Annotated in this window: 24 protein-coding genes and 2 pseudogenes; 13 read left to right on the top strand and 13 right to left on the bottom strand. The window is 58.0% G+C overall.

Annotated elements, in window-relative coordinates:
* Positions 1 to 58: 58 nt before the first annotated feature.
* The 4 genes from ACOVRA_RS14080 (at position 59) to proB (ending at position 6,989) form a co-directional block, all read left to right on the top strand.
* The gene (locus ACOVRA_RS14080; protein WP_421720849.1) at positions 59 to 3,709 is read left to right on the top strand and encodes an autotransporter domain-containing protein; all 3,651 of its coding nucleotides are present in this window, start codon (positions 59 to 61) and stop codon (positions 3,707 to 3,709) included.
* A gap of 147 nt (positions 3,710 to 3,856) precedes the next feature.
* A complete protein-coding gene (locus ACOVRA_RS14075) occupies positions 3,857 to 4,729 on the top strand; it encodes a 1-acyl-sn-glycerol-3-phosphate acyltransferase (RefSeq protein WP_421720848.1) in 873 nt (290 codons plus the stop codon).
* Positions 4,730 to 4,791: 62 nt separating this feature from the next.
* The gene (gene obgE, locus ACOVRA_RS14070) at positions 4,792 to 5,868 is read left to right on the top strand and encodes a GTPase ObgE (protein ID WP_290806232.1); all 1,077 of its coding nucleotides are present in this window, start codon (positions 4,792 to 4,794) and stop codon (positions 5,866 to 5,868) included.
* Entirely contained in the window at positions 5,865 to 6,989 is a 1,125-nt protein-coding gene (gene proB, locus ACOVRA_RS14065; protein WP_421720847.1) for a glutamate 5-kinase, read from the top strand. The genes obgE and proB overlap by 4 nt, the downstream gene beginning before the upstream one ends.
* Positions 6,990 to 6,998: 9 nt before the next feature.
* Here the strand turns inward: proB and ACOVRA_RS14060 are convergent, their stop codons facing one another.
* A complete protein-coding gene (locus tag ACOVRA_RS14060) occupies positions 6,999 to 7,286 on the bottom strand; it encodes a hypothetical protein (protein WP_421720846.1) in 288 nt (95 codons plus the stop codon).
* Between the two features lie 219 nt (positions 7,287 to 7,505).
* Between ACOVRA_RS14060 and ACOVRA_RS14055 the strand changes: the two genes are divergently transcribed.
* Together ACOVRA_RS14055 and ACOVRA_RS14050 are read left to right on the top strand one after the other, a co-directional pair.
* Complete coding sequence (locus tag ACOVRA_RS14055; protein WP_421720845.1) at positions 7,506 to 8,360, top strand: alpha/beta fold hydrolase; 855 nt, start codon at positions 7,506 to 7,508, stop codon at positions 8,358 to 8,360.
* A 171-nt stretch (positions 8,361 to 8,531) separates the two neighbouring features.
* Positions 8,532 to 10,685 (top strand): methyl-accepting chemotaxis protein, encoded by a 2,154-nt coding sequence (locus tag ACOVRA_RS14050; RefSeq protein ID WP_421720844.1) that lies wholly within the window; start codon positions 8,532 to 8,534, stop codon positions 10,683 to 10,685.
* 59 nt (positions 10,686 to 10,744) lie between these two features.
* Here the strand turns inward: ACOVRA_RS14050 and ACOVRA_RS14045 are convergent, their stop codons facing one another.
* The 9 genes and pseudogenes from ACOVRA_RS14045 to ftsE all read right to left on the bottom strand — a co-directional run bounded on the left by ACOVRA_RS14045 (position 10,745) and on the right by ftsE (position 17,021).
* Positions 10,745 to 11,290, bottom strand: coding sequence for a GNAT family N-acetyltransferase (locus ACOVRA_RS14045; RefSeq protein ID WP_421720843.1), 546 nt, complete (start codon positions 11,288 to 11,290; stop codon positions 10,745 to 10,747).
* Positions 11,287 to 11,853 carry a GNAT family N-acetyltransferase gene (locus ACOVRA_RS14040; RefSeq protein ID WP_421720842.1) on the bottom strand — a complete coding sequence of 189 codons (567 nt, stop codon included), beginning with the start codon at positions 11,851 to 11,853 and terminating at the stop codon, positions 11,287 to 11,289. The genes ACOVRA_RS14045 and ACOVRA_RS14040 overlap by 4 nt, the downstream gene beginning before the upstream one ends.
* Positions 11,854 to 12,047: 194 nt before the next feature.
* A complete protein-coding gene (rpmA, locus tag ACOVRA_RS14035; protein ID WP_290806215.1) occupies positions 12,048 to 12,317 on the bottom strand; it encodes a 50S ribosomal protein L27 in 270 nt (89 codons plus the stop codon).
* A 32-nt stretch (positions 12,318 to 12,349) separates the two neighbouring features.
* Positions 12,350 to 12,652, bottom strand: a pseudogene (gene rplU / locus ACOVRA_RS14030) (50S ribosomal protein L21); the annotation flags it as partial.
* 195 nt (positions 12,653 to 12,847) lie between these two features.
* Entirely contained in the window at positions 12,848 to 13,768 is a 921-nt protein-coding gene (locus ACOVRA_RS14025) for a DUF2125 domain-containing protein (protein ID WP_421720841.1), read from the bottom strand.
* A complete protein-coding gene (locus ACOVRA_RS14020; RefSeq protein ID WP_421720840.1) occupies positions 13,768 to 14,667 on the bottom strand; it encodes a lysophospholipid acyltransferase family protein in 900 nt (299 codons plus the stop codon). The genes ACOVRA_RS14025 and ACOVRA_RS14020 overlap by 1 nt, the downstream gene beginning before the upstream one ends.
* Entirely contained in the window at positions 14,664 to 15,377 is a 714-nt protein-coding gene (locus ACOVRA_RS14015) for a YdcF family protein (RefSeq protein WP_421720839.1), read from the bottom strand. Before ACOVRA_RS14015 ends, ACOVRA_RS14020 begins: the two co-directional genes overlap by 4 nt.
* Position 15,378: 1 nt before the next feature.
* Complete coding sequence (locus ACOVRA_RS14010) at positions 15,379 to 16,290, bottom strand: cell division protein FtsX (RefSeq protein ID WP_421720838.1); 912 nt, start codon at positions 16,288 to 16,290, stop codon at positions 15,379 to 15,381.
* Positions 16,287 to 17,021: a cell division ATP-binding protein FtsE gene (ftsE, locus tag ACOVRA_RS14005; RefSeq protein ID WP_290806206.1), complete on the bottom strand. Its 735-nt coding sequence runs from the start codon at positions 17,019 to 17,021 to the stop codon at positions 16,287 to 16,289. Before ftsE ends, ACOVRA_RS14010 begins: the two co-directional genes overlap by 4 nt.
* 66 nt (positions 17,022 to 17,087) lie before the next feature.
* On the opposite strand from ftsE, the pseudogene ACOVRA_RS14000 reads away from it, so the two are divergent.
* From ACOVRA_RS14000 to ACOVRA_RS13990, 3 genes and pseudogenes are all read left to right on the top strand, one after another.
* A pseudogene (locus ACOVRA_RS14000) lies at positions 17,088 to 17,186 on the top strand (zinc-ribbon domain-containing protein); the annotation flags it as partial.
* A 12-nt stretch (positions 17,187 to 17,198) separates the two neighbouring features.
* Positions 17,199 to 17,951: a hypothetical protein gene (locus ACOVRA_RS13995; RefSeq protein ID WP_421720862.1), complete on the top strand. Its 753-nt coding sequence runs from the start codon at positions 17,199 to 17,201 to the stop codon at positions 17,949 to 17,951.
* A 20-nt stretch (positions 17,952 to 17,971) separates the two neighbouring features.
* On the top strand, positions 17,972 to 18,496 hold the full coding sequence (locus ACOVRA_RS13990; protein WP_421720837.1) for a phosphoribosyltransferase: 525 nt from the start codon (positions 17,972 to 17,974) through the stop codon (positions 18,494 to 18,496).
* On the opposite strand, the gene ACOVRA_RS13985 is transcribed toward ACOVRA_RS13990, so the two are convergent.
* Positions 18,486 to 18,827, bottom strand: coding sequence for a hypothetical protein (locus ACOVRA_RS13985; RefSeq protein WP_421720836.1), 342 nt, complete (start codon positions 18,825 to 18,827; stop codon positions 18,486 to 18,488). The two genes, ACOVRA_RS13990 and ACOVRA_RS13985, sit on opposite strands and share 11 nt — an antisense overlap.
* A 120-nt stretch (positions 18,828 to 18,947) precedes the next feature.
* On the opposite strand from ACOVRA_RS13985, the gene ACOVRA_RS13980 reads away from it, so the two are divergent.
* A complete protein-coding gene (locus tag ACOVRA_RS13980) occupies positions 18,948 to 19,526 on the top strand; it encodes a cob(I)yrinic acid a,c-diamide adenosyltransferase (protein ID WP_421720835.1) in 579 nt (192 codons plus the stop codon).
* 21 nt (positions 19,527 to 19,547) lie between these two features.
* On the opposite strand, the gene ACOVRA_RS13975 is transcribed toward ACOVRA_RS13980, so the two are convergent.
* The gene (locus tag ACOVRA_RS13975) at positions 19,548 to 20,354 is read right to left on the bottom strand and encodes an OmpA family protein (protein WP_421720834.1); all 807 of its coding nucleotides are present in this window, start codon (positions 20,352 to 20,354) and stop codon (positions 19,548 to 19,550) included.
* 214 nt (positions 20,355 to 20,568) lie between these two features.
* Here ACOVRA_RS13975 and hisS point away from each other — a divergent pair, with 214 nt between their 5' ends.
* Genes hisS through hisG form a run of 3 tightly spaced genes read left to right on the top strand, consistent with a single transcriptional unit; the run spans position 20,569 to position 23,886 of the window.
* Positions 20,569 to 22,050 (top strand): histidine--tRNA ligase, encoded by a 1,482-nt coding sequence (hisS, locus tag ACOVRA_RS13970; protein WP_421720833.1) that lies wholly within the window; start codon positions 20,569 to 20,571, stop codon positions 22,048 to 22,050.
* Positions 22,047 to 23,180, top strand: coding sequence for an ATP phosphoribosyltransferase regulatory subunit (locus tag ACOVRA_RS13965; protein ID WP_421720832.1), 1,134 nt, complete (start codon positions 22,047 to 22,049; stop codon positions 23,178 to 23,180). Before hisS ends, ACOVRA_RS13965 begins: the two co-directional genes overlap by 4 nt.
* Position 23,181: 1 nt before the next feature.
* A complete protein-coding gene (hisG, locus tag ACOVRA_RS13960) occupies positions 23,182 to 23,886 on the top strand; it encodes an ATP phosphoribosyltransferase (RefSeq protein WP_421720831.1) in 705 nt (234 codons plus the stop codon).
* Between the two features lie 103 nt (positions 23,887 to 23,989).
* Here the strand turns inward: hisG and ACOVRA_RS13955 are convergent.
* Positions 23,990 to 24,201 (bottom strand): hypothetical protein (locus ACOVRA_RS13955; RefSeq protein ID WP_421720830.1); only part of this gene is annotated, 212 nt, incomplete at its 5' end.

Below are 24,201 nucleotides of genomic sequence, written 5' to 3'. Positions count from 1 at the left end.
AAAGTCACCAACAACAATTTATGGTGTTCAGGTTGATTTGAGAAGCGGGGGCAAGACGATGAAAATTTCCAGAAAAACTTTAACCAATACAGTGGCAGGCTTGGCCTTGGGGCTGGGTGTAACAGCTGGCGCGCCTGCACTGGCTTTGGTGACTCCGTCCACAACGCCGCCTGCTTCGGTGGTCGATACCAGCAATTCACGGCCCTATTGGGTTGGATTGGGTATTCGCAATGAGGCTGGGAACGGCGGCGGCACCTGTACGGGTCTGCTCATCAATCCTCGGACCGTGCTCTTTGCTGCCCATTGCGTCGATACCTTGGCCCCTGGTGCTTATGACGGCAATTCGCGCGGAAATCGCGCCCAAGTCGGCTACACGACCGACGGGACGTTTGGGACTACCAATCTTCGCAACTGGCTGTTCGGACAAGACTTCAACGTTCCGAGAGGCGACGGTCGCACGATGGTTAACTCAACCATGGTTTGGTATGATCCGCGCTCCCGCTTTGGCTCGGAAGCAGATCCCAACTCCGGCGCATTCTTGCCTGCCGACATTGCATTGGCCGGCTTTGACACGCCGACAGAATTATTGGGCCGCGATGCACAAAATGGCATCGGGCTTCTGTTCTCTCAAGTCAACGGCATCGTCCCTGTTACGATTGGTGGCTATGGAACTTCCGGCAACGGCTTAACAGGTGCGCGCACCTCCGGCGCGCTGGAGGAGAACTTCTTCCGTCGTCTGGGGCAAAATGTCGTCGACTTTTTGGGTGACGAACGCCAGTTGACGGTTGGCGTGTATGGCCAAGCCATCGGTGACTTATTGGAGCCAAATGGCCTGCGCTATCAAGATTTGTATTGGCTGGATTTTGACAATCCAAACTTCGCAACAGAACCCTTCTCGTCCAGCGTGACGCGCACGGCTTCCAATACGCTCGATTACAACACCTTGGGCGGCCGCGCGGTCGCGGGTGAAGCGATCACAGGGTCTGGAGATTCTGGCTCTCCTTTGATGACTTCGGCCTTTGGACGCGATGTTTCGCTTGGTGTTTTGAGTCAGGGCACGCGTTTGTTCTTTGATGCCGTGGGCAATCCAAACGACAATCTCGTCTTTGGACAGGCGTTTTCTAACTATGGTTCGCTGGCGGGCTATAATCCGCTCTTCCTGTATTGGGATCAGATTCTCATCAACAACCCCTACAAATACGTAACGACCCGGGCTGGGGACGGCGAATGGACAGATAGCACGCGCTGGACCCAAGAGCTGGACCCACTCTACTTCACCTTGGGTGCGGGCAACACTTTGGTGAATGCGGTTCCGACCAGTGCCGCTTTGGGATACAGCAATGCGGCTCCAGACTTTGGAACCGTCAATCGTAACCCGACACCACCCGCACTGTGCGCCTATCTCGGCAACTGCCCCGCAACGGGTGGCAATACGGGTCCGGCGGTTTCTGCCGAAATGGTTGCTCAAGCGTTTTCCGGAAGCCGTCTCACAATCGACGGTGATGAGGTCGGCTCTGACCAAGGTTCTGCCTATTATGGCGAGCTTGCTGGCGCAGCGGCCGGGGTCTCCGCAACCAATTCGTCGGTAAAGGCGACACAGGAACTGGCTGGCAATCGTTTGACCGTCAACACAACGTCCGACGATCTTGATCAGGGTGCCAGCTATTATGGTTTGATGAGTGGTACTGCTGGCGCGACATCAACCGCTTCCGGTTCTGTCGCTTTGGGCCAGGTAAGTGCAACGCAAGTCGCCAACAATCCGGCTCCAATCAACGGTCAAGACGCCAATGAAGCCCAAACCACACGGGCCTGGACGGCTGGCCGTCTCGCGCTCAACTCTGGCGCACTAACCGGTGTTGGCTCTAGCGGCTTTACCCCGAACAATACTGATGGCGTGGCGGGTGTGCAGAATTCGACGCGCTATTTTGAAGTGAATTTGCGCGCGGCTGGTACAACTTCCATGACGGGGGTTACCGCCACGATCGACCGCCTGAATGTGCGCGGCGCCCAGTCGGGCCTCAATATCAAAGTCGGCAGCCGCCTCAACACGACGATCTCGTCCTTTGTTGACGCCGGTGTGCTCAACGTCGATGGCATCTTCGCGCCGCGCCAGCTCAATGTTCTGGGCGGTACGGTGTCCGGCTCTGGTTCCATCTTGACCCAATCTGGCGTCTTGGTCGCTGGCGGCGTCTTGACCCCGGGCGCGGTGGGTGGCGTTGGTACCTTGTCCATCAGCGGTGGTGCGGGCTTTGGTAGCACCGGCATGTTCGGCGTTGACATTGCCAACTCGATCACGGCCGACCGCTTGAATGTCACCGGCAATTTGGTGCTCGGCGGTGGCTTTGCCGCTAACTTCCTGAATGGCTATGTGCCTGACTTTGGCTCCAGTTGGACGGTGGCATCCGCAACCGGCACGACAAGCGGTGCATTCGCCATGATTGCGTCGAACCTGCCAGGCGTGCTGCGCGCCACACCTCGAGTGGCAGGCAAGGATGTCTTCGTCGATATCACAGCTGTGCCATATGCATCCTTTGCGGCATGTGCCAGCGTGCAATGCTCGGGCTTTGCCAGCCTTCTCGATAGCAACCGCGCCAGCAATTACAGCTCTTTGGCGTCGGTCTACCGCTATTCGGACCGCCTGAATCCCGTGGAAGCTGCCAACTTCCTGCAGGCTTTGACGCCTTGGGATAATGGGCTCGCGGCACAATCTATGTTGCGGACGTCTGAATCCATGAGCGCGATGGTCATGGGTCGCGTTGCTCAAGTTCGCCAAACGGGCGCGCAAGGGGCCAATTGGGGTGGTATCCAGACCGCTGCTTTGGGCGGTGGCTTGGGCGTCATGACGGATGCAGGCGAAATTATGCCGGCCACGAACGTTTCGAGCACCATGAAGCCGGGCTGGAGCGCCTTTGGCGAAGTCCGCGGTTTGCGGGCAAGTGCAGAGGCCCAAAAAGGCTTTGTTGGCGCGCGCACGGAAACGGTAACGGGTCTTGTCGGCGTTGATTACACCCAGAAAAACTATGTCTTGGGTGCTGCGCTTCATTTGGCCAATGGCACCAGCAAACTGTCGAGCCGGACCGCAAAGACCAAGTCTGATGCAGCCGCACTCTCGGTCTATGGTAGCGTTTCCGGCCCAGTCTTGGCCTTGGATGGGTATCTGTCACGTGGTGCCGGCAATTTGGACATGACTCGCTTTGCGGGTCCGTTGGCGGCCTCGGCCTCCACTGACAGCACGCTGACCAGCTTCGGTGCAGCCCTCAGCGCCAACAATAAGACAAGCTGGGGCTCGTATGTGCCCAGCGTGTCGATGGCCTATGATAAGGCTGAGATCGACGCTTATCGCGAGTCTGGACCAATTGGTCTTACGGTCGGCGAGCGCACGGTTGAATCGCTCGTGGCGCGCTTGGGCGTGACAGCTTATGGTAACTTTGGCTCTGGCAGCACAATTAAGCCTTGGGTTCGGGTCGCCTTGGCGCATGATTTCGAAGCCTCCGATACCGGCGCTAACGGTCTCGGCTTTGCCTCGGCCACCAGCGTAACTTTGGCCAATGTAGCGGGCCTTGCCCAAGACGAATCTTGGGGTGAAGTTGGCCTCGGTGTTGAGGCGAAAGTGAAGTCGGCCACTTTGGGGCTCAGCTATGAGACAACCATCGACCGCACCGATGTGCGGATGGAGCAGATACGCGCACGGGTTCGCGTCGCCTTCTAACCCACTCTCGCATCCTGTCAGCCAAGTCTGGGGCAAATGCCCTGGGCTTGGCGTCGACGCTTGACGACGGGCAGCCGCGGGCTTGCCAAATCCGACCAGTCCATGGCAGCTTCAACCCAGTGGCAATAGGTGTCGTTGGACTGTCTGATGTTTGAACAGCATACCCATCCCGACAAGCATATCATCGATATTCTGATCGAGGAGCGGGCGCCCAGCCTCGCCAAATCTGTTTTCTGGCCGATCATTCGGGCTTCACTCAATAAACTGCTCGACTATGATCAAGCGGTCACCATGGCCGACTCGATCGCCTCATTGCCTGGCTTGCCCGCGCTGGAAGAAGTGGCGGACCGGCTATCTGTTCGCACCCAAACCCATGGCTTTGATCATATCCCGCAAAGCGGTCGCTGCGTGATTGTGGCTAATCACCCGACGGGCATTGCCGATGGCATTGCGGCTTGGGATGCGATCAAGCCGATCCGGCCTGATCTGATTTTCTACGCCAATGCCGATGCCCACCGCGTCTCGGCTGGCTTTACGGACGTCTTGGTGCCGGTGGAGTGGGAAGAGCATAAGCGCACAAGAGAAAAAACGCGCGAGACTTTGCGCCTGACGCAAAGTGCATTTCAGGCAGAGCGGGCGATCTTTATCTTCCCCGCTGGTCGATTGGCGCGCCATGTGAATGGGGTTCTGCAAGATCCCGAATGGATGAGTTCGGCTGTTTCCATTGCCCGCAAGAACCACGCCCCAATTGTGCCCATCCATATGACAGGCCCTTGGAGCTTTTGGTTCCACTTCTTTGATAGCTTCTCCAAGGAATTGCGCGACATCACTTTGTTCAAAGAGCTCTTGAACAAGAAGGGTCAGCTTTTCACCTTGTCTGCGGGTCCCGCCATCCCGCCTGAACATCTTTTAGGTGATGCAGCCGAGGTCACTGAACATCTAAAAGCCCACGTGGAAACGGTCATGCCGGAGCGGCCAGATGCCCCCTTTGTGCCCTTAGCGACGACACCGACTGCCTGAATTTTGGTTCCTGACTGGCTTGGCTTTCATTATGACGCGTTCCGCGCTAGTCTGCGCGGGTTATGAAATTCCTTGATCAAGCAAAAATCTTCATCCGTTCTGGCGACGGCGGCAATGGCTCGTCCTCTTTCCGGCGCGAGAAATATATCGAATATGGTGGACCTGACGGTGGTGACGGGGGTCGCGGTGGCGACATCGTTGTCGAAGCCGTGGACGGACTTAACACCCTCATCGACTATCGCTATCTGCAGCACTTCAAAGCCGACCGCGGCCAAAATGGCATGGGTCGGCAAAAACATGGGGCTTCAGCGGAAGATCTCGTCTTAAAAGTGCCCGTGGGGACGCAGATTCTGGAAGAGGATCGCGAGACCCTAATCGCCGATCTGGCCCAAATTGGAGACCGTGTCGTGCTGGCTAAGGGTGGCAATGGCGGTTGGGGCAATTTGCATTTCAAAAGCTCGATCAATCAAGCACCCGACCGCGCCAATCGCGGCCTTGAAGGCGAAGAGAAGTTTATTTGGCTTCGACTTAAGCTGATCGCCGACGCTGGTTTGGTGGGTCTGCCGAATGCCGGCAAGTCTACTTTTTTGGCGGCGGTGTCGTCGGCTAATCCGAAGGTGGCTGCTTATCCCTTTACCACGCTGCACCCGAATTTGGGTGTCGTAATCTTGGGTCCCGATACGCGTTTCGTCTTGGCCGATATTCCAGGCTTGATCGAAGGGGCGGCGGAAGGGGCAGGGCTTGGAACCCGCTTCTTGGGCCATGTCGAGCGGTGCGCTGCCTTGATCCATCTGATCGACGGTACCGAAGAAGATGTCGCCCAAGCCTATCGCACCGTGCGGGATGAGCTTGAGGCCTATGGCGAAGACCTCGCTCACAAGCCAGAGATCATCGCCCTCAATAAGATTGATGCCTTAAGCGCCGAGGAAGTTGCCGAAAAGCGGGCCGCTTTGTCGAAGGAGGCTGGGCGTACCGTTTTGGCAATTTCGGGGGTGTCGCACGCTGGCGTGCGCGGCGCTTTGGGCTTGCTGTGGCGTGAAGTTGCAAAGTCTCGCGGGATTTTGTCGCCGGACCTAGATGACGTGGACTCATTCGGTGAACCGATGGCCGAGGCCAATGAGGACGGCTGGGCACCATGACGCATCGGGCTTTGCGTCAAGCCAAGCGCATTGTTCTAAAGTTTGGTTCGTCGCTGATCATTGATCCTTCCAGCGGGGAAGCCCGCACCGCTTGGCTGTCAACGGTGGCGCAGGATGTGGCGCTCGCCCGCAGCCAGGGCCAGCAGATTGTCATTGTCTCTTCTGGAGCGGTCGCACTTGGCCGCGGCGCTCTTGGCTTGCCCGCAGGTAAATTGAAGCTGGAAGAAAAACAGGCCGCTGCCGCAGCTGGTCAAGTCCGCTTGATGGCCGCTTGGGGCGAGGCATTTGCCCAGCAAGGCATCGCCGTGGCGCAAGCCTTGGTGACGCCGGATGATACCGAACGGCGTCGTCGTTGGCTGAATGCGCGGGCCACACTTGACACCCTGCTGGCGTGTGGCGCGGTACCAATCGTCAACGAGAATGATACGGTCGCGACAGATGAGTTGCGCTATGGCGATAATGATCGGCTGGCCGCGCGGGTTGGGCAGATGGTTGGCGCCGATGCGCTTATTCTATTCTCCGATGTCGATGGTCTTTATGAGGCCGACCCACGGCAAAATCCCGCCGCGCCGCATATTGGCGAAGTACGCGAAATTACGGACGCGATTGAAGCGATGGCTGGCGGTATCAATCAAAAAGCCGGTGTTGGCTCTGGCGGGATGCGCACCAAGATTGAAGCAGCCCGGATCGCCACCGCTGCTGGCTGCAGTGTGGCCATCAAGGATGGCTTCTTAGACCATCCGTTCCGCCGCCTCTTGGAAGGCGGTCGCTCGACTTGGTTTATCCCTGCGGCCGACCGCGAAAGCGCGCGGCGGGCTTGGCTGGGTCACAGCCTCAATCCCGCTGGTAGTTTTTGTGTCGATGCCGGGGCTGCCAAGGCCCTCAAGGGCGGGGCCAGCCTATTGTCCATCGGGGTAACTTCCGTCGAAGGACAATTTGAGCGCGGCGACGCGATTGCCATCAAGGATGCCAGTGGCCGCATCGTGGCCCATGGCGTTTCCGCTTATTCCTCATCCGACGCGCTTCAGATCCTTGGCCGCCACAGCGACGAGATTGAAGACATTTTGGGCTATGCGGGCCGGCCGGCCTTGGTGCACCGCGATGACCTCGTGTTGGCTTAAAGCCGCACTTTAGGCTGCCCAGCGCTTTTCATTCAGTTCACGGTCAATTGCTTGGGCAAAGTCCTGCTTGGTGAGCACGAGTTTGCCTTGGTTCATGCCCGGCTTGCCAATTTTGCGCGCGACATAGCGTTGCAACTGCCCGTCGGCGCGAATACCGGTCAGCCGCTTGAGATAATTGATCTGGGCAGACGTGGGCCGACTAACCGCAGGCATGGGGGAATCTTGCCGGTGCGACGGGGCTTCGGGCTTGGTGCGGGGGCGTTCTGCCTCCAAGGCTGGCAAGAGAGATAATTGCATCGCCATTCCTTTCTGGTCTTGCTGCGATTGGTAAGAACAAGATAGGAACGAAAAAGCGAGTCTGCAAGAGAAATCGCGAAAATGCGCGCCAAGATACGTCCGATTATGACGTTTCGTGATCACGATTCAGTGGCGCAGGCTATTCAGACCTTGTTTCGCACCCCCAATTAGGCCTTAAACAATGACATAAGAAGGTTTGGGGCGCTGTTGGGAGCGGGCATGAACGAACATATGATTGTTGGACACGACGGGGTGAAGACTTTCGTCGCTGATTTTGACCCGGTCGGGGCCTATACGGGCCCACCAGTCCTGTGCTTGCATGGCCTGACGCGGAACCACAAAGATTTTCTTGGCGTGATCGAACCGATTCGCCGCATGGGCCGCCGTGTACTGGCCATCGATGTGCGCGGTCGTGGTCGTTCCGATTGGGATCCCAATCCCAGCAATTATAATCCACTTGTCTATGCCCAAGACGTGCTGACGATTTTGAACCGTTTGGGTTTAAAGCGGGCGGTTTTCCTTGGTACCAGTATGGGCGGCATCATCACCATGCTGGTCGCGGCATTCTCTCAAACGACGGTGGCCGGCGCGATCTTGAACGACATTGGTCCAGAAGTGGATCCTGCCGGGCTGAAGCGTATCCAAGGCTATGTCGGAAAAATTGGTCGGGCCTCGAATTGGGAGGAGGCTGCGGCCATGATTGCCGTCATTGGTGAATCCGCATTTCCGGGCAAGGATGCCGCGTTTTGGGACGATTTTGCCCGAAAAACCTGCATAGAGACGCCCGAAGGCATCTTATTCGATTATGATCCGGCTATCTCCCAAGTGGCTAGCTCGGGCCGCACTGAGGCCATTCCAACCTTGTGGGATCAATATGCTGCCTTGGCCCCTATCCCCACGGCTGTGATCCGAGGCGCGTTATCCGATCTCCTGTCCGCAGATATTGTCGAGCGGATGAAGCTTGCTAAACCTGATCTGATTACGGCCGAGGTCCCCAATGTTGGTCATGCGCCAACTCTTGAGGAACCTGAGGCGTGGACGGCAATTGAAGCGATCATTCGACAAACAAAGTAATCTGAAACCCAGGTATTCAACAAAGCAGTTGAACACTGAATGGCGTCAATCTTTGTAAACTTTAACGTAACCACTTACCGGATAGGATGTTCTCCAGAATCTATAGCGCTGAGTGCTATCGAGGCAGGCTCGATGGCTGGAGATCTCAGCACTGGACCGGGGAGAGTTGTAATGTTGTCTGGGCTGAATAAGGTCGCAATATCTAAAAAGCTACCAATGGTGATCGCGGGGCTGGCGGCGCTCGCGGCGGCAATGTCGGGTGGGGCGGCCTATCTAAACTCCCAAAGCAATATCAACTCCCAGTCTAAGAGCTTGCTGACGGCGACCGCGCAATCGCGCGCTGAAGCAGCGAAAGCCTTCTTCGACACGTCCGGTGCTCAAGCCAAGGAATTGGCGTCCAGCGCGATCATTTCTACGGCACTAGATCGCTTCTCTGCCGCTTACGCGCAATTGGGTCCAGATGCTGAAGCCCAACTTCAAGCCACCTATATTGACCAAAACCCCAATGCTGCGGGCCAAAAGGAAAAGTGGGACGCCGCCAACAATGGCACGGCCTATGACGCTGTTCATGCTGAACTGCATCCTTGGTTGCGTAATATCCTGCGCACCAACGACTATTACGACATCTTCTTGTTCGATGCGAACGGGCAAAACGTCTATACCGTCTTTAAAGAGCGCGACTTCGCGACCCAATTGGCAAACGGCAAGTGGAAAGATTCCGGTCTGGGCGTTCTCGTCCGCGACGTAATCGCCGCTGGCGCGAATGCTGAGCCAAAGCTGGCTGACTTTAAGCCCTATGCGCCTTCGGCCGATGTGCCAGCAGGGTTTATCGCTGTGCCAATCAAGGGCGCGAACGGCGAGCTCAAGGGTGTCTTTGCCATCCAATTGTCGATCAACAAAATCGATGCGGCGATGAAGCCACAGCCTGCTAACGGCAAGACCGGCGAAAATACTCTGATTGGTGAAGATTTCTTGGTGCGCAATAATTCGCCACACGCGAAAGAACCAACAATCCTTAAGTCAAAAGTTGAAAACGACTTCGTTAAGCAGGGCTTTGAAGGCCAATCCATCACCACCACCACCAACGACGCAGATGGCAATGCTGTTATTTCAGCCTTTGTGCCTTTCACGGCACTTGGAGCTAAGTTTGTCGTCGCTGCCGACGAAACGGTTGCAGAGGCCCAAGAGCCATTGCAGGCTTTGGCTCTCAACATCTTATTGGCCACGCTGGTTGCAATTGGCGCTGCGGCTGCCGCTGGCTTCTGGTTTGCTCGCAGCTTGTCCAAGCCAATCGCCGACCTCACCGATGCCATGCGCACCTTGGCGAGCGGCGTGACCGACATGATGATCCCAGGCCGCGATCGTGGCGACGAACTGGGTGAAATGGCTGAAGCGGTTGAAGTCTTCCGTGAAAACGCCATTGAGCGCATTGCGCTTGAAGCGGCCGCCAGCGAAGAGACCAAGATCCAAATGCGCCGTGCAGAAGCGATTGCTTCGGCAACCCAAGCTTACGAGCAAGTGGCGGGTGACATGCTGCGGACCGTGGCTGCGGCCTCGGCAGAGTTGGAAGCAACGGCTCAAGCCATGACGGCTGCAGCTGACCGCACCAATATGATGGCGTCCAGCGTGGCCGCTGCTGCAGAAGAAAGCACGGTTAGCGCCTCGACTGCCGCTGGTTCGGCTGAAAGCCTTACCACATCGATCTCGACCATTCAGTCGAACGTCTCAGAATCGAGCTCGGTCGCCATTGAAGCAGTTCGCTTGAGCGGTGAAGCCCAAGGCGCTGTGAGCGAATTGGCCAATTCGGCCCGTCGCATCGGCGAAGTGGTTGAGCTGATCAAGGGTATCGCCGATCAAACCAACCTCTTGGCCTTGAACGCCACCATCGAAGCGGCACGTGCCGGTGAAGCTGGTCGCGGGTTCGCTATCGTGGCGCAAGAAGTTAAGAACCTCGCCAGCCAAACCGGCAATGCGACCGAGGATATCGCCGCTCAAATCGGTTCGATCCAAGGTGCGGTCGATGGTGCAGTCGGTGCCATGTCGCGCATCGAAGCGGTTATCACCCGCATCAACCAAAATGCTGGCATGATCGGCCAGTCGGTGGATATGCAGGCAACCGTAACTCAAGAGATCGCCAGCGCGATCACGCAAGTGGCTGCAGCTTCCCAATCGGTGGCTTCGGACGTGTCGCGTGTGACCGAAACCGCAGGGGAAACCGGCGCTGCTGCGAGCCAAGTGCTCGCCGCCAGCCGCGAGCTCTCGGTTCAAGCTGCGAAGCTGGATCAAGAGACCCAAGAATTCTTGGAACGCGTCCGCGCCGCCTAATCAGGCCGCCCCAACACAAAATAAAAGGCCCGCTGAGCGATCAGCGGGCCTTCTTCGTTTTAAGCCACTGCCAATTGGACAGCGTCAGTGAGGCTCTTTTGAAAAGCCATCAGCGGGATCTGGCCTTGTTGGGCCAGACTGAAACGTTGGATAGGACCTGTTTGAGCAAAGCCCAGCTTTTCCAGCAAGTGAAGGCTTGCCGGATTGTCGTGATGGGCTTCGGCCTCAATTGTGGTGAAGCTTGCTTGGCGCGCTGCCCAGTCGAGCACGGCCTGCACTGCCTCGCTCCCAAGGCCTTGGCCCCAGAACTCAGGTAGGAAGGCATAGCCCAGTTTAGCGCTGCTAGGGTGGGTCTGCCGCAGGCCGATCTGGCCCACCACGTCACCCTCACTGTTCTCAACGGCCCAAACAAACTCTAGGCCGCGCGCTTCACTCGCCCGGATCATTAAGATCATGGCGCTGGCATGTAGGGCTGTGAAGGGCTTGGGGATGGTGCACAGGCCGCGTGCCACCTCTGGCCGGTTCAGTAGGTCCGCCAGGGCCAAGCTGTCCTCATGCTCCAAGGGGCGCAACAAGAGACGCGGGGTCAATAAAGCTGGCGTCATGACCTAGGTCTCCTTTCTGCTTCAGCGATATCGCGACGCATGACTTGCGTGGGCGAGTTTTTGCCTGTTGCTAAAACGCGCATCTCGCGAATCGCATCGACCTTGTAGAAGCCAAGTTTTTCAAGCACGTGACCAGATTGTGTGTTTGCCGTGGCAAAGCCAGCCACCAAATAGACAGGATTGAGGTCGTGGATCGCTGCGGCGATCAAGGCCTTCCCCGCCTCGGTTGCAAATCCCTGACCCCAGTATGGAACGCCCAGCCAATAGCCGAGTTCCCAGGCGGAGCTGCCATCCAGTGTCATGCGGTCCATCCAGTGCAGACCCATGGCACCGATAAAGCCCTCGACCTTATGTTCAATCGCATAGACATAGTTTTCTTTGCCAGCCCACATCTCGGGCTGTTTGCTCAACCATTCTTCGCCATCTTCTTTGCGGTAAGGGTGGGGCATGCGCGACAGATTGCCGGATACGCGGAGATCATTGGCCAGGCATACGACGCGTGCGAGGTCAGTCATTTGCATGGGGCGCAGGGTGAGGCGGCTCGTGTCAATTTGTGTACGCATGGCAAAGTCTCCGTCAGGAAACCCGCGCGGGGTGGGGGGAGACTGGCCCGAACCAGAGTCTGGTTCAAAGGACCCGTATGCATCAGGGCATAACGCAAACGGGGGGCCGGTGATCCGGCCCCCCGCGCGGGAAATGGTCTGTTTGACCGGATCACCCCTTTCAGGGGGACGATCCGGAGTGGTTCAGGACCGCCTTATTCTGCTGCTTCCGCAATCGGCATGACGGAGACAAAACATTTGTCGTCGCGCTTGCGGGTAAATACGACTTGGCCATTGGCAGTCGCAAACAGGGTGTGGTCGCGGCCAAGGCCGACATTTTCACCAGCAAAGAACTTGGTGCCGCGCTGACGCACGAGGATGTTGCCCGAAACAACCATCTCGTTGCCGAACTTCTTGACGCCAAGACGCTTGGAGTGCGAGTCGCGACCGTTGCGTGACGAGCCGCCGGCTTTTTTATGTGCCATGTGTCAGTCTCCTGTGCGCTTGGTTACGCGTTGACGGCGGTGATGTGAACGACACTGCCCCATTGGCGGTGGCCGTTACGACGACGATAGGTCGAGCGACGGGTCTTTTTCATCACCATCACTTTGTCACCCTTGCGGGTTTCCAGCAAAGTTGCAGCAACCGTTGCGCCAGCCACAAGTGGGGCACCGACGGTTACGCCAGCTTCACCACCAACCATCAGCACGTCGCTGAAAGTGATGGCGCTGCCTGCTTCGCCTTCTAATTTCTCAATCACAAGCTTGTCGCCTGCAGCGACTTTATATTGCTTGCCGCCAGTTTTGATCACCGCGAACATCGCGCTGTTCCTTGATAAGGGGCGAACGGACCAGACCGGGGATCGGGATGGGGTTCGCGAAATAAACGAAAGCGCCCGCCATGACGGCGAGCGTTAGGGAGGGTGTCCTTAAAGTCGCAAGCGCCCGAAGTCAATTGAGAATGCTGATGTTCGCGCCGCTTTATGGCGCCTTAGGCGCAAGAAATTCCAGCAATGCTAATCATAGGCCCTCGGCACCCGCGCAGCAGAAAAGCCGAGCAGGCGCGCTTGCCCATTTTCAATGCCAATTTCAATTGGCGCAGACAATGCGGGGACTGCCATCCCATTGGGCTTGAGAGCTCCTTGACCGCGAATTTCGCCCTGCCATTGGCCATCAGAGGTCACGCTTAAAAGGCCGGTGCCCTGATCAAAAGCCAAAGGCCCCCAGTTGAGTTGGGCGGCCATGATGGTGAATTCGCCCTTTGCCTGTGCCCACGCTTTGGTCGATCGCAACAAAGTCTGGCCTTGGCTGATCGGACCCGTCAGGCGCACATGGTCTATTCTTTTGCCCAGAATGGCCGCAGGGCCTTCTGGTAAGCCGCTCAACTCCAAGGCTTTTAGATCGAGGGCGAAAGCAAGCCGATTGGCGTCTTGTGGGTCCGCGATCAAATGGACACCACCGGCCCCTGTCCGCCACGGTGCGGGACCAAGGCCGGACGGGTCGGCAGTGCCTGCCTGCAGCCCCTCAAACGTCATAGAAAAGCGCGCCAATTGGCCGTCTTTAAAGCGCAGGCTGGCCTTGAGATCCATGGCCGTGAGCGGCCGAATCGGCCCACCGGGCAATTTCAACTTCGGCTCCAGCGCGCCTTCCAGTGCCCAGAGATTGAGATTAAAGGGCGAGGCAGCAGCCACAAAGCGCGACGCTTCAAAGACGAGGCCCGTACTGGTCTGCAGCCTAAGCCCATTAATCCCCGCTTCAAAGCGATACGGAAAGCCGGTGACCTCTATGTTTTCTTTAGGCAGAGTGGGCAGCGCTTGTGCCACTTGCGCCTCTATCCTTTGCGCAGTCTGCCTCCAATAGACAAAATAGCCGCCGAGCACGAGCGCACCGGTGGCCAAAGGCAGGATCAGGCCGCTGAGTGAGTTGGACTTAGCCATTAATCGCCACCGCCGCCGCCGCCATCTCCACCACCACCGCCATCATGGTTCGATCCCCAATCGGAGTCTGAATTACTTTTGGAGGAGGATTTGGAACTTGATGTGCCGCTGTCGAAACCTGCATAGAAGCCACCGTCACCACCCGAGGACTCGTCGCGGTGCCGTTTGCGATGCAAGGCCTGCTTGACCTCATGTTCTTCCAATAGCGCCTGACTGGCGCCTTCAATCCGGCTTTCCAGCAATTCCATAAAGGGGCCGCGCTTTAGTCCGGGCGGGATGACAGGGAGAAACTCAAACACCACTTTGCCCGGACGCCGCCAAATGCCTTTTGCAGGCCAAGATGTGCCTGTATTGAGTGCCAGCGGCACACAGGGCACGCCCAGCAGCATGTAGATTGCCGCAACGCCGGGCTTATAGTCAGGCTCTGCCCCGATCATTTGGCGTGTGCCCTCTGGGAAGATGATTAGCGGGCGGCCTTGCTCAAACCGCTCTTTCGCTTGGGCGACCATGGCCTTTAAGGCGCTCATATGGCCCGAACGATCAATCGCGATGAGGCCGGCTTTGCGGCAATACCAGCCGAAGATCGGTAGGTTTAAGAGCTCCTGCTTCAACACATAGACGGGCATATTGGTGAACAGTGTCGGGATAATGGTGTCTAAGACGCTTTGGTGCTTGGCCGCGATCATGATCGGGCCTTCGGGCAAGTGTTCCAGCCCACGCACTTCATAGGTAATGCCCGCGATCCATTTCGCGCCAAAGCGCATGACCTTTGCCCAAGCTTCCATGACGCGTGCGCCGCCCAGGGGCGACACGAACACGTAGGGCGCGCCCAACGTGCCAACAATCAGCACACTGCCCCACATCCACACCATCAATAAAAGCGACCGGATCAAGGTCATGGAGTCTTTCCTTTGTGAAACAGGCCGACCTGCCCCAACGCTATTTCTGTGTCGCCTTCCAAAAGCCCACGCCCGATAGAGACAAGATACTTGCCATATTCCAGCGCCAAAGCCCGAGTTGGACGTTCATTCTTCCACCAGTCGCCATCAAATTCACGCGTGGTCTGCACAGGGTAGGGGATCAGGGCCACGTCGGGAATAGCCCGGCGCATCTCAAACAGGCTGCGCGGCATGTGATAAGCATCGGTGATGACCACCAAGGTTTTGATCTGATGAACCTGCACCCAGATGGCGGCTTCCTCGGCATTGCCAATCGTGTCTGTTGCCCGCCGGCCCATGTCGATGCAACAGGCATAGGTTACTTCCGCCCCGCCTGCCACAGCGCGCACTTCTTTGGCGGTGGTCACGCGGTTGACGCCAGAGATCAGAAGGCGCGGCACCGCTTTGCTTTCGACAAGCTTTACCCCTGCAATCAGCCGCTGGTCTGAGCCGCCTGTCAAAGCCGCAGCGCCATCTGCCCGGATTGGCCCGAGCGGGGTCTTTAAGGAGGTTACATGATCGCCAAATCGGATGAAGCCAATCAGGAGACTTAAGCCACCGAGCAAGCTCAAGACAAAAATGAGACGCGAAATTAGGGTCGACGAGCGCACAACCGTGCCCGATGGGCGGTGTTGCCCCCGTTCACGTGTCTTTCGCCGAAGCCATGCCATCTCACACCAAATCCCTCAAAGTTGCCCGAGCTGCAAGGTCTGCCGCAACCGCGCTGGCGCAAGCCGTCACAAGGGGCGCCACCAGCAGGATCCACAAATCGGTCCAATTCAACAAAGGTGCGCCGCTGGTAAAATCCGACGCCCCAAAAGCAAATACGGTCGATCCGATCAAAGCGATCACACCAGCCGCATTGGCACCCAGTAGCCCAGCAACAAAACCCAGCCGCAGAAAGCGGATCTGAACTTCGCGCGCCACGAAGGAATCCTTAGCACCCACCAGATGCAGGATGTTGACGGCTTCCCGCCGCGTTTCGAGCGCGGCGCGCGCGGCAAAGGCAATCGTTGCAATCGCGGCGACGACTAACGCGACCAAAGCCATGATGGCGACAATCCGCACAACAGTAGAGGTGCGCAGCACTTCGCCTGTAAACCGGCTGTGGTCATCCACCACCATGGTGAAGCCTGCCGCCTTCAAGGCTTTCTCAATATCTGCTTTCACATTGGTTTGACCAGCGACCACACCCACTTCAATCAGACGCGGGACGGGCAAAGCATCCAAAGTGGCTCCCATATCCGTGCCATAATTGCGTAAGAGTTCCTTCGCCCGCTCGCGGCTCATGGCTTCGCTGCGCGTCACCCCTTGGATACGGCCGACAATCTGGGCAGCGCGGGTCAAATCCTCGTCGGTCCGCGGGCTTTGCACCACAACGCTCATCGCGCTCTTAAGGTCACTGGTCCAGGTGTTGGCGGCCCTGAACCCGGCTGAGGCGCCCAGTCCCGCTAAGCAACCCAAAGCGCACATGATCGACACCACAATGGTCAAAGGCCGCACTTGGCGTGAATCAGCTGGCAAGAGCGCGCGGTCTGATTCGCGGCTTATCTGTCTCCATAGCGATTTCAGCTTATCAATCATCGCTTTGCCTTTGGCACCGAGTCTAGATGGGGGGCCTGGGTCAACTCGCCAGCCTCCAGTCTGAGAACAGGGGCTCCAGAACGACGCACCAAGTCAAGATCGTGCGTCGCAATCACCACGGTTGCGCCCAATTTATGAAGCTCAATGAACAAACGGATGATCCGGGCGCCCATATCGGGGTCAACGTTGCCGGTCGGCTCGTCGGCGATCAAGAGAGAGGGCTTGCCTACCACGGCCCGCGCAATCGCCACACGCTGCTGTTCTCCGCCCGACAAAGTCTCAGGCAAAGCATCAATTCGTCCGCCAAGGCCGACCCAGCGCAATAGATCGTCTACGTCTTCCGCATAATCGGCCATGGGCACGTCGCGCACCCGAAACGGCATGGCGACATTATCAAACACCGACAAATGCGGCAGCAAGCGGAAGTCTTGAAACACCACGCCAATCTTACGCCGCAACATCGGCAGATCGTCGCGACTGGCACTTCCGACGTCCACACCGAACAGATTGGCGCGCCCTTGGCTGGGCCGCAGGGCCAGATACATAAGTTTTAGCAGGGTGGATTTGCCCGCCCCCGATGGGCCCGTCAAAAAGTAGAAGCCACCGCTCTCCAGCTCAAACGACACATTGCGCAAGGCTTGGGTGCCGGAGCCATAGGTGACGCCAACTTTGTCAAAGCGGACGATCGGTCCGCCCTCTCGATAGGCAGGGGTGCGAGTTTTTTCATTCATGAGTAGACTCTGACAGCGAATAAGCGCTTTTTTATGGTTGCGCTAGCCGGGTGATTCGTCTCTTTCATGCTACTCACATGCCCTCAATGTTCTGCGAAATACAATGTCGCTGATGGTGCGATTCCACCATCGGGGCGCACTGTCCGCTGTGCGGCATGTGGAAATTCGTGGCGCGCGATGCCCGCTGGGGCAATTGGCTATAATTCTAGCACGTCAAAAGCACCTAGCGCTGCTGAAGCAAAGAAGGCGGGCTTGTTGGCGAAATTGGGTCTTGGCAGCAAAAAGGCCAAAAGTGGCAAGCTAGAGCCCCATGAAATGGCGCGCAAAAAGGCGCTGGACCAGATCAAGACGACCCATCGTTTGGCGGCTGGAATTCCTTGGGCCATTAGCCTCAGCCTGTTGATCGGCGGTTTGGCTGCGGCCGCGATTTATCGCACTGACATCGTGCGCCTGTGGCCAAAGTCTGCCACGGCGTTTGCTGCAGTCGGCATGCCGGCCAATCTCTATGGCGTGGATATTCGTGACATCACCATCACGTCTTCAGCCGATGACAAAGGCCCCAAAGTCGAAGTCAAAGGCGTGTTGCAATCGGTATCGCGCACGTCAGAATTCATCCCCTATCTCAAAGTCTCGCTGGTCGATGCAAAGGGCCTAGAGCGGCTGTCTTGGATGGTGGATCCGGGCGTTGAGAGCCTTGGCCCCGGCAAAGCGCATGCTTTTGCCAGTTCCCGCTCTAATCCTGTGCGCGGCAGCCTGAAGGCTGTGATCAGTTTTGCCGATCCGCCACGCAAAGGCCCGCGTCCAAAACCTGAACCACCAACAGGCAAGTCCGGCCTAATGGGGGCAGAGCCCGCAGCACCAGCAAAACCCGCAGATGTTCCAATGGTTGATCATGGTGAAGGCCATGACGCGCCAGTGGCTGCACGTTAAATAAGAAGAGGGGCGGGGCCGTGACGTCACAATTGGATATTTTGGTGTCCTCACAAGAAATCGACAGCCGTATCCAAGTGCTGACCGGTCAGATTGCAGGCCGGTTGGAAGAAGATGCTGTCGTGGTTGGCCTGTTACAGGGCGCCTTTGTGTTCATGGCAGACGTGGTGCGCGGTCTTGCCCGCCATGGAAAAACCCCGCGCACCGATTTTTTGTGGCTGTCGAGCTATGGCGACGCGCATGAAAGCGGTGGCCGGATCAATGTATTGGCCGATCTTCAAAAGCCCATTGGTGGGCGGCAAGTTCTGATTGTCGACGACGTCTATGATACGGGTCGCACGATCCTTTTTGCCAAATCCTATCTGGCGTCTAAGGGCGCGAGTGAGGTTTTGACGTGTTTGTTGGCGCGTAAGCCCTTGGCAGCAGAACTACCAGCGCCAGACTATTTGGGCTTTGACCTCCCGGACCGGTTTCTGGTTGGCTATGGCTTGGATGATGCAGGTCGTGGCCGTGGCCTACCCGATATTTGCGCGGTCAGGACTTAGGGTCGGCTGGGGGGACGGTTGGCTCGATCTTCAGACGTGCTAGGATCTGCGGCCAGCGCACGGCGACCCAAACCAAGGACCAAGCATTGCCGAGAAAGATGATGGGTAATGCCCATAGCAAGCGGGCTTTGAGGTCCTTCTCCACCACCCAGACTGCAAAGCCATAGAGCAAGAAGCCGAGATAGAGATCGATCAGCGAGATTTGCCCCCACGGCATCGCTGTGATGGCCGCAAACTCCGCCCCAAAATCACCCCGCACACTCGCCCAGCCAATCAAGGCGGTGAAGATAATGGCAAGGATTAAGCAGAGCAGTCGAATGGGATGGGTCATAGAGACTGATTTAGCACGATTGTGCGCAAGTTCGAGGTTTCTTTGCGTTGCGTTTTTCTGGGCGCCCGCTAAGGGAGCGACAAACGACTGAAATTTTTAAGTCTGGCACTAGGAACCGACATGGTCACGCTCAACAAGATTTACACGCGCACCGGCGATAATGGGACAACCAGCCTTGCGACAGGCGAGACGGTGCCGAAGTTTGATGCCCGCGTTGAAGCCTATGGCGCAGTGGACGAGGCCAATGCCGCTATCGGTGTCGCGCGCTTGCACAGTCAGGCCGATGCCGAGCTCGACGCGATTTTGGGCCGTATCCAAAACGATTTGTTCGACCTGGGTGCTGATTTGGCAACGCCTGAACGCGGCAAGCCACTCGCTTGGGAAGCTTTGCGCATTCTGCCTAACCAAGTGACGCGGCTTGAGGGCGAAATCGACGCGATGAATGCGGCCATCCCGGCGCTTGATTCTTTCATCCTGCCCGGTGGCACGGCCCTTTCAGCCTATTTGCACGTAGCACGCACCATCACGCGGCGGGCTGAGCGGCAAGTGGCTGCTTTGATGCAAACCGAAGGCGAAGTCGTCTCGGATGCTGTGCTGCATTATCTCAACCGCCTGTCTGACCTGTTGTTCGTCGCGGGCCGTCGCGCCAATGCCAATGGCGCTGAAGATGTCAAATGGGTGCCGGGCCTGACGCGTTAAGCGAACGGCTTTGCGAAGGCCCTATTGGGCACCATCTTCGACGATTTTGAACTCAATCCGGCGGTTCTTGGCGTCGGCCTCCGCATTGCCGCCTGCATCCTTGGGCTGGGTCTCGCCATAGCCGGACACGCCCAACAAGCTGGCTGGAACCGATTTGGACACCAGATAATCCGCGACCGATTGTGCGCGTCGCTCTGACAGGGCTTGGTTAGCGGTGGCGTCGCCACGGGCATCGGTATGTCCGCCCAACTCAACCCGATAAGTCTCACAACGCTTGGCCACTGCTGCCAAGGCGTTCAACAAGGGCTTTGAGTCTTCGGCAAGCACCGCACTGCCCGACCCAAAATTGATCACACGCCCATCGAGCAAGGTGTCATAGGCGGTCTGGCACGCTTTGGCGTCCGGAGTGGCCCCCATGGTGGAGGCCGCATCAGGCGCATCCGCCATGGCTTGTCCACCTAATGTGATGGCATTTTCCAGCGCGAGCACCACGCCAACATGGCTTGGATCACTCAAGACAGCCTGTTTTACAACCTCAAAAGCGCGCGCGCGGTCTTCTGCTGCTTCGGTATCGCCCGAGACAGTCAAGACCCCGGCCTTGAACTTCACGTCAGCAAAGGAGAATTCTTGCTTGTCCAAAGCGAGGCGTGCAACCCCGCGCCAGTCGGTCTTTTTAGGGGCCTCGGCATTGGTGGGTTTGTCCGGCGTTGCTGGTTTGAGTGGGCCGGTGAGCGAAAGGCCCGTAGCCGCCAAAGCTGCGAAGATCGCAATAGCCACACCTGTTCCCGAAGCAAGGGCTTTCCGGCGACGCTGCGACTTTTCGCTCATGACGCAATCTTTCTCTGATCAGCACGCATGCAGCGGCTCACAACAGGACCTAAACCATTTGTCTAACCCTGCTCTTTCCCAGTGTCACCTTGATTCCTGTATCAAAACACCGTGTACTGGCGCAGAAGGCACAGCGATATCAGGCAGATTGATTGCCGCCCGCGCCATGTCGCGATAAACACCGCCTCCATCTTTTCTCCCACCGGGCTTCAACATGACCGAAACCAAACCAAATGCGCCGAGCCGTCCGCTTGCTCGTTCGCCGCGCGGCTTTATCGACCGCCGGGCTGATGCCTTGTCGGCAGAGCGCAGCGTCGTGGAAAAAGTGCTGCGGGTCTATGAGTCCTGGGGTTATGAGCGGCTGGAAACCCCCAGCTTTGAATATGCCGATGCGCTGGGTAAATTCCTGCCCGACCAAGATCGTCCCAATGAAGGCGTGTTTGCGCTGGAAGATGATGACGGCCAATGGATGAGCCTGCGCTATGATCTGACCGCGCCTTTGGCCCGCTTTGCCGCACAAAATTGGGATAGCCTGCCGAAGCCCTTCCGCCGCTGCGCTGCAGGGCCTGTCTGGCGTAACGAGAAGCCGGGCCCCGGCCGCTATCGCGAGTTCTGGCAATGTGACGCCGATTGCGTTGGTTCTGCCCGCCCTGAGGCCGATGCAGAGGCGATTGCCATGGGGGCAGCCGCTGTTGAAGCCGCTGGCGTGCCGCGCGGGCTTTATGTGGTCAATGTCTCAAACCGCAAATTGCTGGACGGGCTTTTGGCCAAGATTGGCATTGATGTCGCCGATACGGCCACACGTCTGGGCGTGCTTCGGGCCGTCGACAAGCTGGATCGCTTAGGCCCCGAAGGCGTGGAATTGCTGTTAGGCGCGGGCCGGAAGGACGAGTCGGGCGACTTCACCAAGGGCGCAGGACTAGGCAACAATGCCATCGCCCAAGTCATGGCCTTTACCTCCACCCGTAAAGCCACCCGCCTTGAAACCTTGAGCGCCTTGGACGCGGTGGTGGGCGATACCGAGCTTGGGGCTGAAGGCGTGGCAGAGCTTGGCGCGATTGACGCAACTCTGCGTGCTTTGGATATTCTCGAAGATCGCGCCTTCTTTGACCCCGCCATTGTGCGCGGTCTGGAATATTACACCGGTCCTGTGTTTGAGGCTGAGCTCCTCACCGAGACGCTAGATGAGAAGGGCAATAAGGTCCGCTTTGGCTCCATCGGTTCTGGTGGGCGCTATGATGACCTTGTGATGCGCTTCCGCGGTGAACGCGCCCCAGCTACTGGCTTTTCACTCGGTGTGTCCCGCCTCGTCGCGGCCTTGTCGGCATCGGGTCGCCCGCCCGAAGCGGCGCAAGGCCCTGTCGTTATCCTCGCCCTCGATGGGGATGCGATGGCGGGCTATATGCAAATGGCAGGTGAACTTCGTGCCGCAGGCATTGCCGCAGAAGTCTATCTCGGCACCTCTGGCATGAAGGCGCAGATGAAATATGCCGATCGCCGCAAAGCCCCGGTTGTCGTGATGGAAGGCAGCCAAGAACGCGACGCCGGAAAGGTCACGCTGAAAGACCTCAATCTCGGTGCGCAATTGGCCCAAGCGATTGAGTCGAACGAAGCGTGGCGGCGCGAGCGACCAGCCCAAGTCGAAGTGCCGCGCGCCCAATTGGTAGAAGCCGTCCAGGACATGCTGAAGCCATGAACCAAGAGACTGGTCCCAAGATGCAGGCCGCTTGGGCTGCTTTGAAGGCCCGGGGTGGGCAAGAGGTGGCTTTGCCGACCTTATTGCCGGCCGCTTTGGTGCTGGAATTGGCCGGCGAAGATGTGCGCCCGCGCCTCTATTTTGCGTCCGGGCCGGACGGGGCCGAACTGTGCTTGCGCGCCGACCTGACCATTCCTGCGGCTTTGCACTATGCCCAGAATGCGCAAGGCGATGATGAGCCGGCCGCTTGGGTGTGCGAGGGCAAGGTATTTCGTGCACCAAAGCCCGGTGAAGACCGCGCGCCTGAATTCGTCCAAATCGGCCTCGAACGCTTTGGCGATGCCGACCGGATTGAAGCCGATGTGACTGTGTTTCTGGCCGCGTGGGAAGCGTGCCAAGCGGCAGGCGAGCGCAATCTTTATGTCCGCCTCTGTGACGGTGGTCTGCTACCCCATATCATCGCCAAGGCCGATCTCCCCGATCCTTGGAACAGCGCGTTAGGCGAAGTGGCGAGCCATAAAAGTGCGCTGAAGCGCGTCTTGGCCCAAGCCACCGGGACGGGGCCTAGCCGTCAGATCAGTGCGCTGGAACGCACGATTGCCGAACTTGACCCCGAACGCGCCCGCAGCACGGTCGCAGAGGTTTTGACGTTGGCGAACCTATCGCTGCCCGGCAACCGGCAATTGAGCCATGTGGCCGATCGTCTGGCTGCGCGCGCCAAACGCGCCATCGCCAAACCCCTCGCGCCAGAACTGGCAGAGACCATGTCCAAGCTCATTCACCTCAGCAGCCAAGGCTCGCTGGCGGCAAGCTTGGATGAATGCGTCGCCTTGGCGGAGAAATTGGGCGTTGATTTGATGGATTGGCGGCAAGCGTGGACCTTGCGGCTCGACCGCATCCAGCAAGAGGCACCAGAGGCTTTGGCGCACGCCCATTTTGAAGCGCTCAGCCCAGAGGCTTTTGACTATTATGATGGCATGGCCTTCGATTTAGCCGTCGATCCAAGCTTTGCGCGACCTGTGGCGACTGGCGGGCGCTATGACACCTTGGTAGGCGAGATTTCATCGGGGGCACGTCATGCCCGTGCCGTCGGCTGTGTGATCCGCCCTGCACGCTTTGGAGGGCAATGAGATGGCGAGTGTGATCTTGGCGCTGCCCTCAAAAGGGCGTTTGAAGGAACAGTGTGAAGCGTGGCTGGCCAAGAAGGGCCTCGTCGTGCGCCAAACTGGGGGTGAGCGCGGCTATAGTGCGACGTTGGACGGGTTTGACGATGTGCAGATCCGCTTAGCCTCCGCCAGTGAAATCGGCAAAGCCTTGTTGGCGGGGGATATTCACCTTGGCATTACTGGCGAAGACATTGTGCGCGAAGCTGCTGGCGATGTGGATGCGCGCCTGACCATCGAAGCGCGCTTAGGCTTTGGCCGGGCAGATGTGGTGGTGGCGGTGCCCAATGGCTGGATCGATGTGGAGACCATGGCAGACCTCGCCGAAGTGGCCACCGACATGCGCCGTCAGACCGGACGACGGTTCCGCATCGCGACGAAGTTTACCCGCCTCACGGCACAATTCATGCGTGACCATCATGTTGCCGATCACCGCATCGTCGACAGCGCTGGCGCGACCGAAGGCGCACCCGCGGCGGGTATTGCCGAGGCCATTGTCGACATCACCACCTCGGGCGCAACTCTGACGGCCAACGCATTGAAGATTTTGGATGATGGGGTGATTTTGAAAAGCGAATCTTGCCTGATGAAGTCCAAGCTTGCCGATTGGAACGAGGCGACGCAGGCGACTGCCGCGCAGCTTTTTAATAGGCTGGGCTTGGATCGGTCGTAGGCCACGCGCGGTAGGGTGCATTCCGTACGGAATGCACCATCTCAAACAGCGCGGTCTTGGAAATAGCCTTTTCCACTCGGACAGCCTTTGCCGCAGGCTATGCCTAGGCAAAGGCTTTGGTCGAGTTTGAGCGCGCCAGATGGGGAGTCAAGGGGCGCGCTTCGCGCGTCGGCGTAGCCGATTGCACCCCTTGACTCCCCATCTGGCGCAAAGACAATTGTCGGGCGGCTTCAAGGTGAGCAGAGCGAGGCTTAAAGGCGTTCCAAGTCAAAAAAACCCCTAAGTTTAGAGTAACCTTAGTGCATTCCAAGGATG

Source organism: Aquidulcibacter sp. (assembly GCF_049239865.1).
Lineage (GTDB): Bacteria > Pseudomonadota > Alphaproteobacteria > Caulobacterales > Aquidulcibacteraceae > Aquidulcibacter.
Note: the sequence above shows the minus strand (reverse complement) of the source record. Positions and strands in the feature narration are given on the sequence as shown.

Coding starts and splice junctions, on each gene's coding strand:
- proB (WP_421720847.1), top strand. CDS start 5,865: ATGACGCATCGGGCTTTGCGTCAAGCCAAGCGCATTGTTCTAAAGTTT.
- ACOVRA_RS14040 (WP_421720842.1), bottom strand. CDS start 11,853: ATGCGTACACAAATTGACACGAGCCGCCTCACCCTGCGCCCCATGCAA.
- ACOVRA_RS14080 (WP_421720849.1), top strand. CDS start 59: ATGAAAATTTCCAGAAAAACTTTAACCAATACAGTGGCAGGCTTGGCC.
- ACOVRA_RS14010 (WP_421720838.1), bottom strand. CDS start 16,290: ATGATTGATAAGCTGAAATCGCTATGGAGACAGATAAGCCGCGAATCA.
- ACOVRA_RS14060 (WP_421720846.1), bottom strand. CDS start 7,286: ATGCAATTATCTCTCTTGCCAGCCTTGGAGGCAGAACGCCCCCGCACC.
- ACOVRA_RS13995 (WP_421720862.1), top strand. CDS start 17,199: ATGCCCGCTGGGGCAATTGGCTATAATTCTAGCACGTCAAAAGCACCT.
- ACOVRA_RS14045 (WP_421720843.1), bottom strand. CDS start 11,290: ATGACGCCAGCTTTATTGACCCCGCGTCTCTTGTTGCGCCCCTTGGAG.
- ACOVRA_RS13980 (WP_421720835.1), top strand. CDS start 18,948: ATGGTCACGCTCAACAAGATTTACACGCGCACCGGCGATAATGGGACA.
- ACOVRA_RS14075 (WP_421720848.1), top strand. CDS start 3,857: ATGTTTGAACAGCATACCCATCCCGACAAGCATATCATCGATATTCTG.
- ftsE (WP_290806206.1), bottom strand. CDS start 17,021: ATGAATGAAAAAACTCGCACCCCTGCCTATCGAGAGGGCGGACCGATC.
- ACOVRA_RS13975 (WP_421720834.1), bottom strand. CDS start 20,354: ATGAGCGAAAAGTCGCAGCGTCGCCGGAAAGCCCTTGCTTCGGGAACA.
- hisG (WP_421720831.1), top strand. CDS start 23,182: ATGGCGAGTGTGATCTTGGCGCTGCCCTCAAAAGGGCGTTTGAAGGAA.
- hisS (WP_421720833.1), top strand. CDS start 20,569: ATGACCGAAACCAAACCAAATGCGCCGAGCCGTCCGCTTGCTCGTTCG.
- ACOVRA_RS13985 (WP_421720836.1), bottom strand. CDS start 18,827: ATGACCCATCCCATTCGACTGCTCTGCTTAATCCTTGCCATTATCTTC.
- obgE (WP_290806232.1), top strand. CDS start 4,792: ATGAAATTCCTTGATCAAGCAAAAATCTTCATCCGTTCTGGCGACGGC.
- ACOVRA_RS14050 (WP_421720844.1), top strand. CDS start 8,532: ATGTTGTCTGGGCTGAATAAGGTCGCAATATCTAAAAAGCTACCAATG.
- ACOVRA_RS13965 (WP_421720832.1), top strand. CDS start 22,047: ATGAACCAAGAGACTGGTCCCAAGATGCAGGCCGCTTGGGCTGCTTTG.
- ACOVRA_RS14055 (WP_421720845.1), top strand. CDS start 7,506: ATGAACGAACATATGATTGTTGGACACGACGGGGTGAAGACTTTCGTC.
- rpmA (WP_290806215.1), bottom strand. CDS start 12,317: ATGGCACATAAAAAAGCCGGCGGCTCGTCACGCAACGGTCGCGACTCG.
- ACOVRA_RS14025 (WP_421720841.1), bottom strand. CDS start 13,768: ATGGCTAAGTCCAACTCACTCAGCGGCCTGATCCTGCCTTTGGCCACC.
- ACOVRA_RS14015 (WP_421720839.1), bottom strand. CDS start 15,377: ATGGCATGGCTTCGGCGAAAGACACGTGAACGGGGGCAACACCGCCCA.
- ACOVRA_RS14020 (WP_421720840.1), bottom strand. CDS start 14,667: ATGACCTTGATCCGGTCGCTTTTATTGATGGTGTGGATGTGGGGCAGT.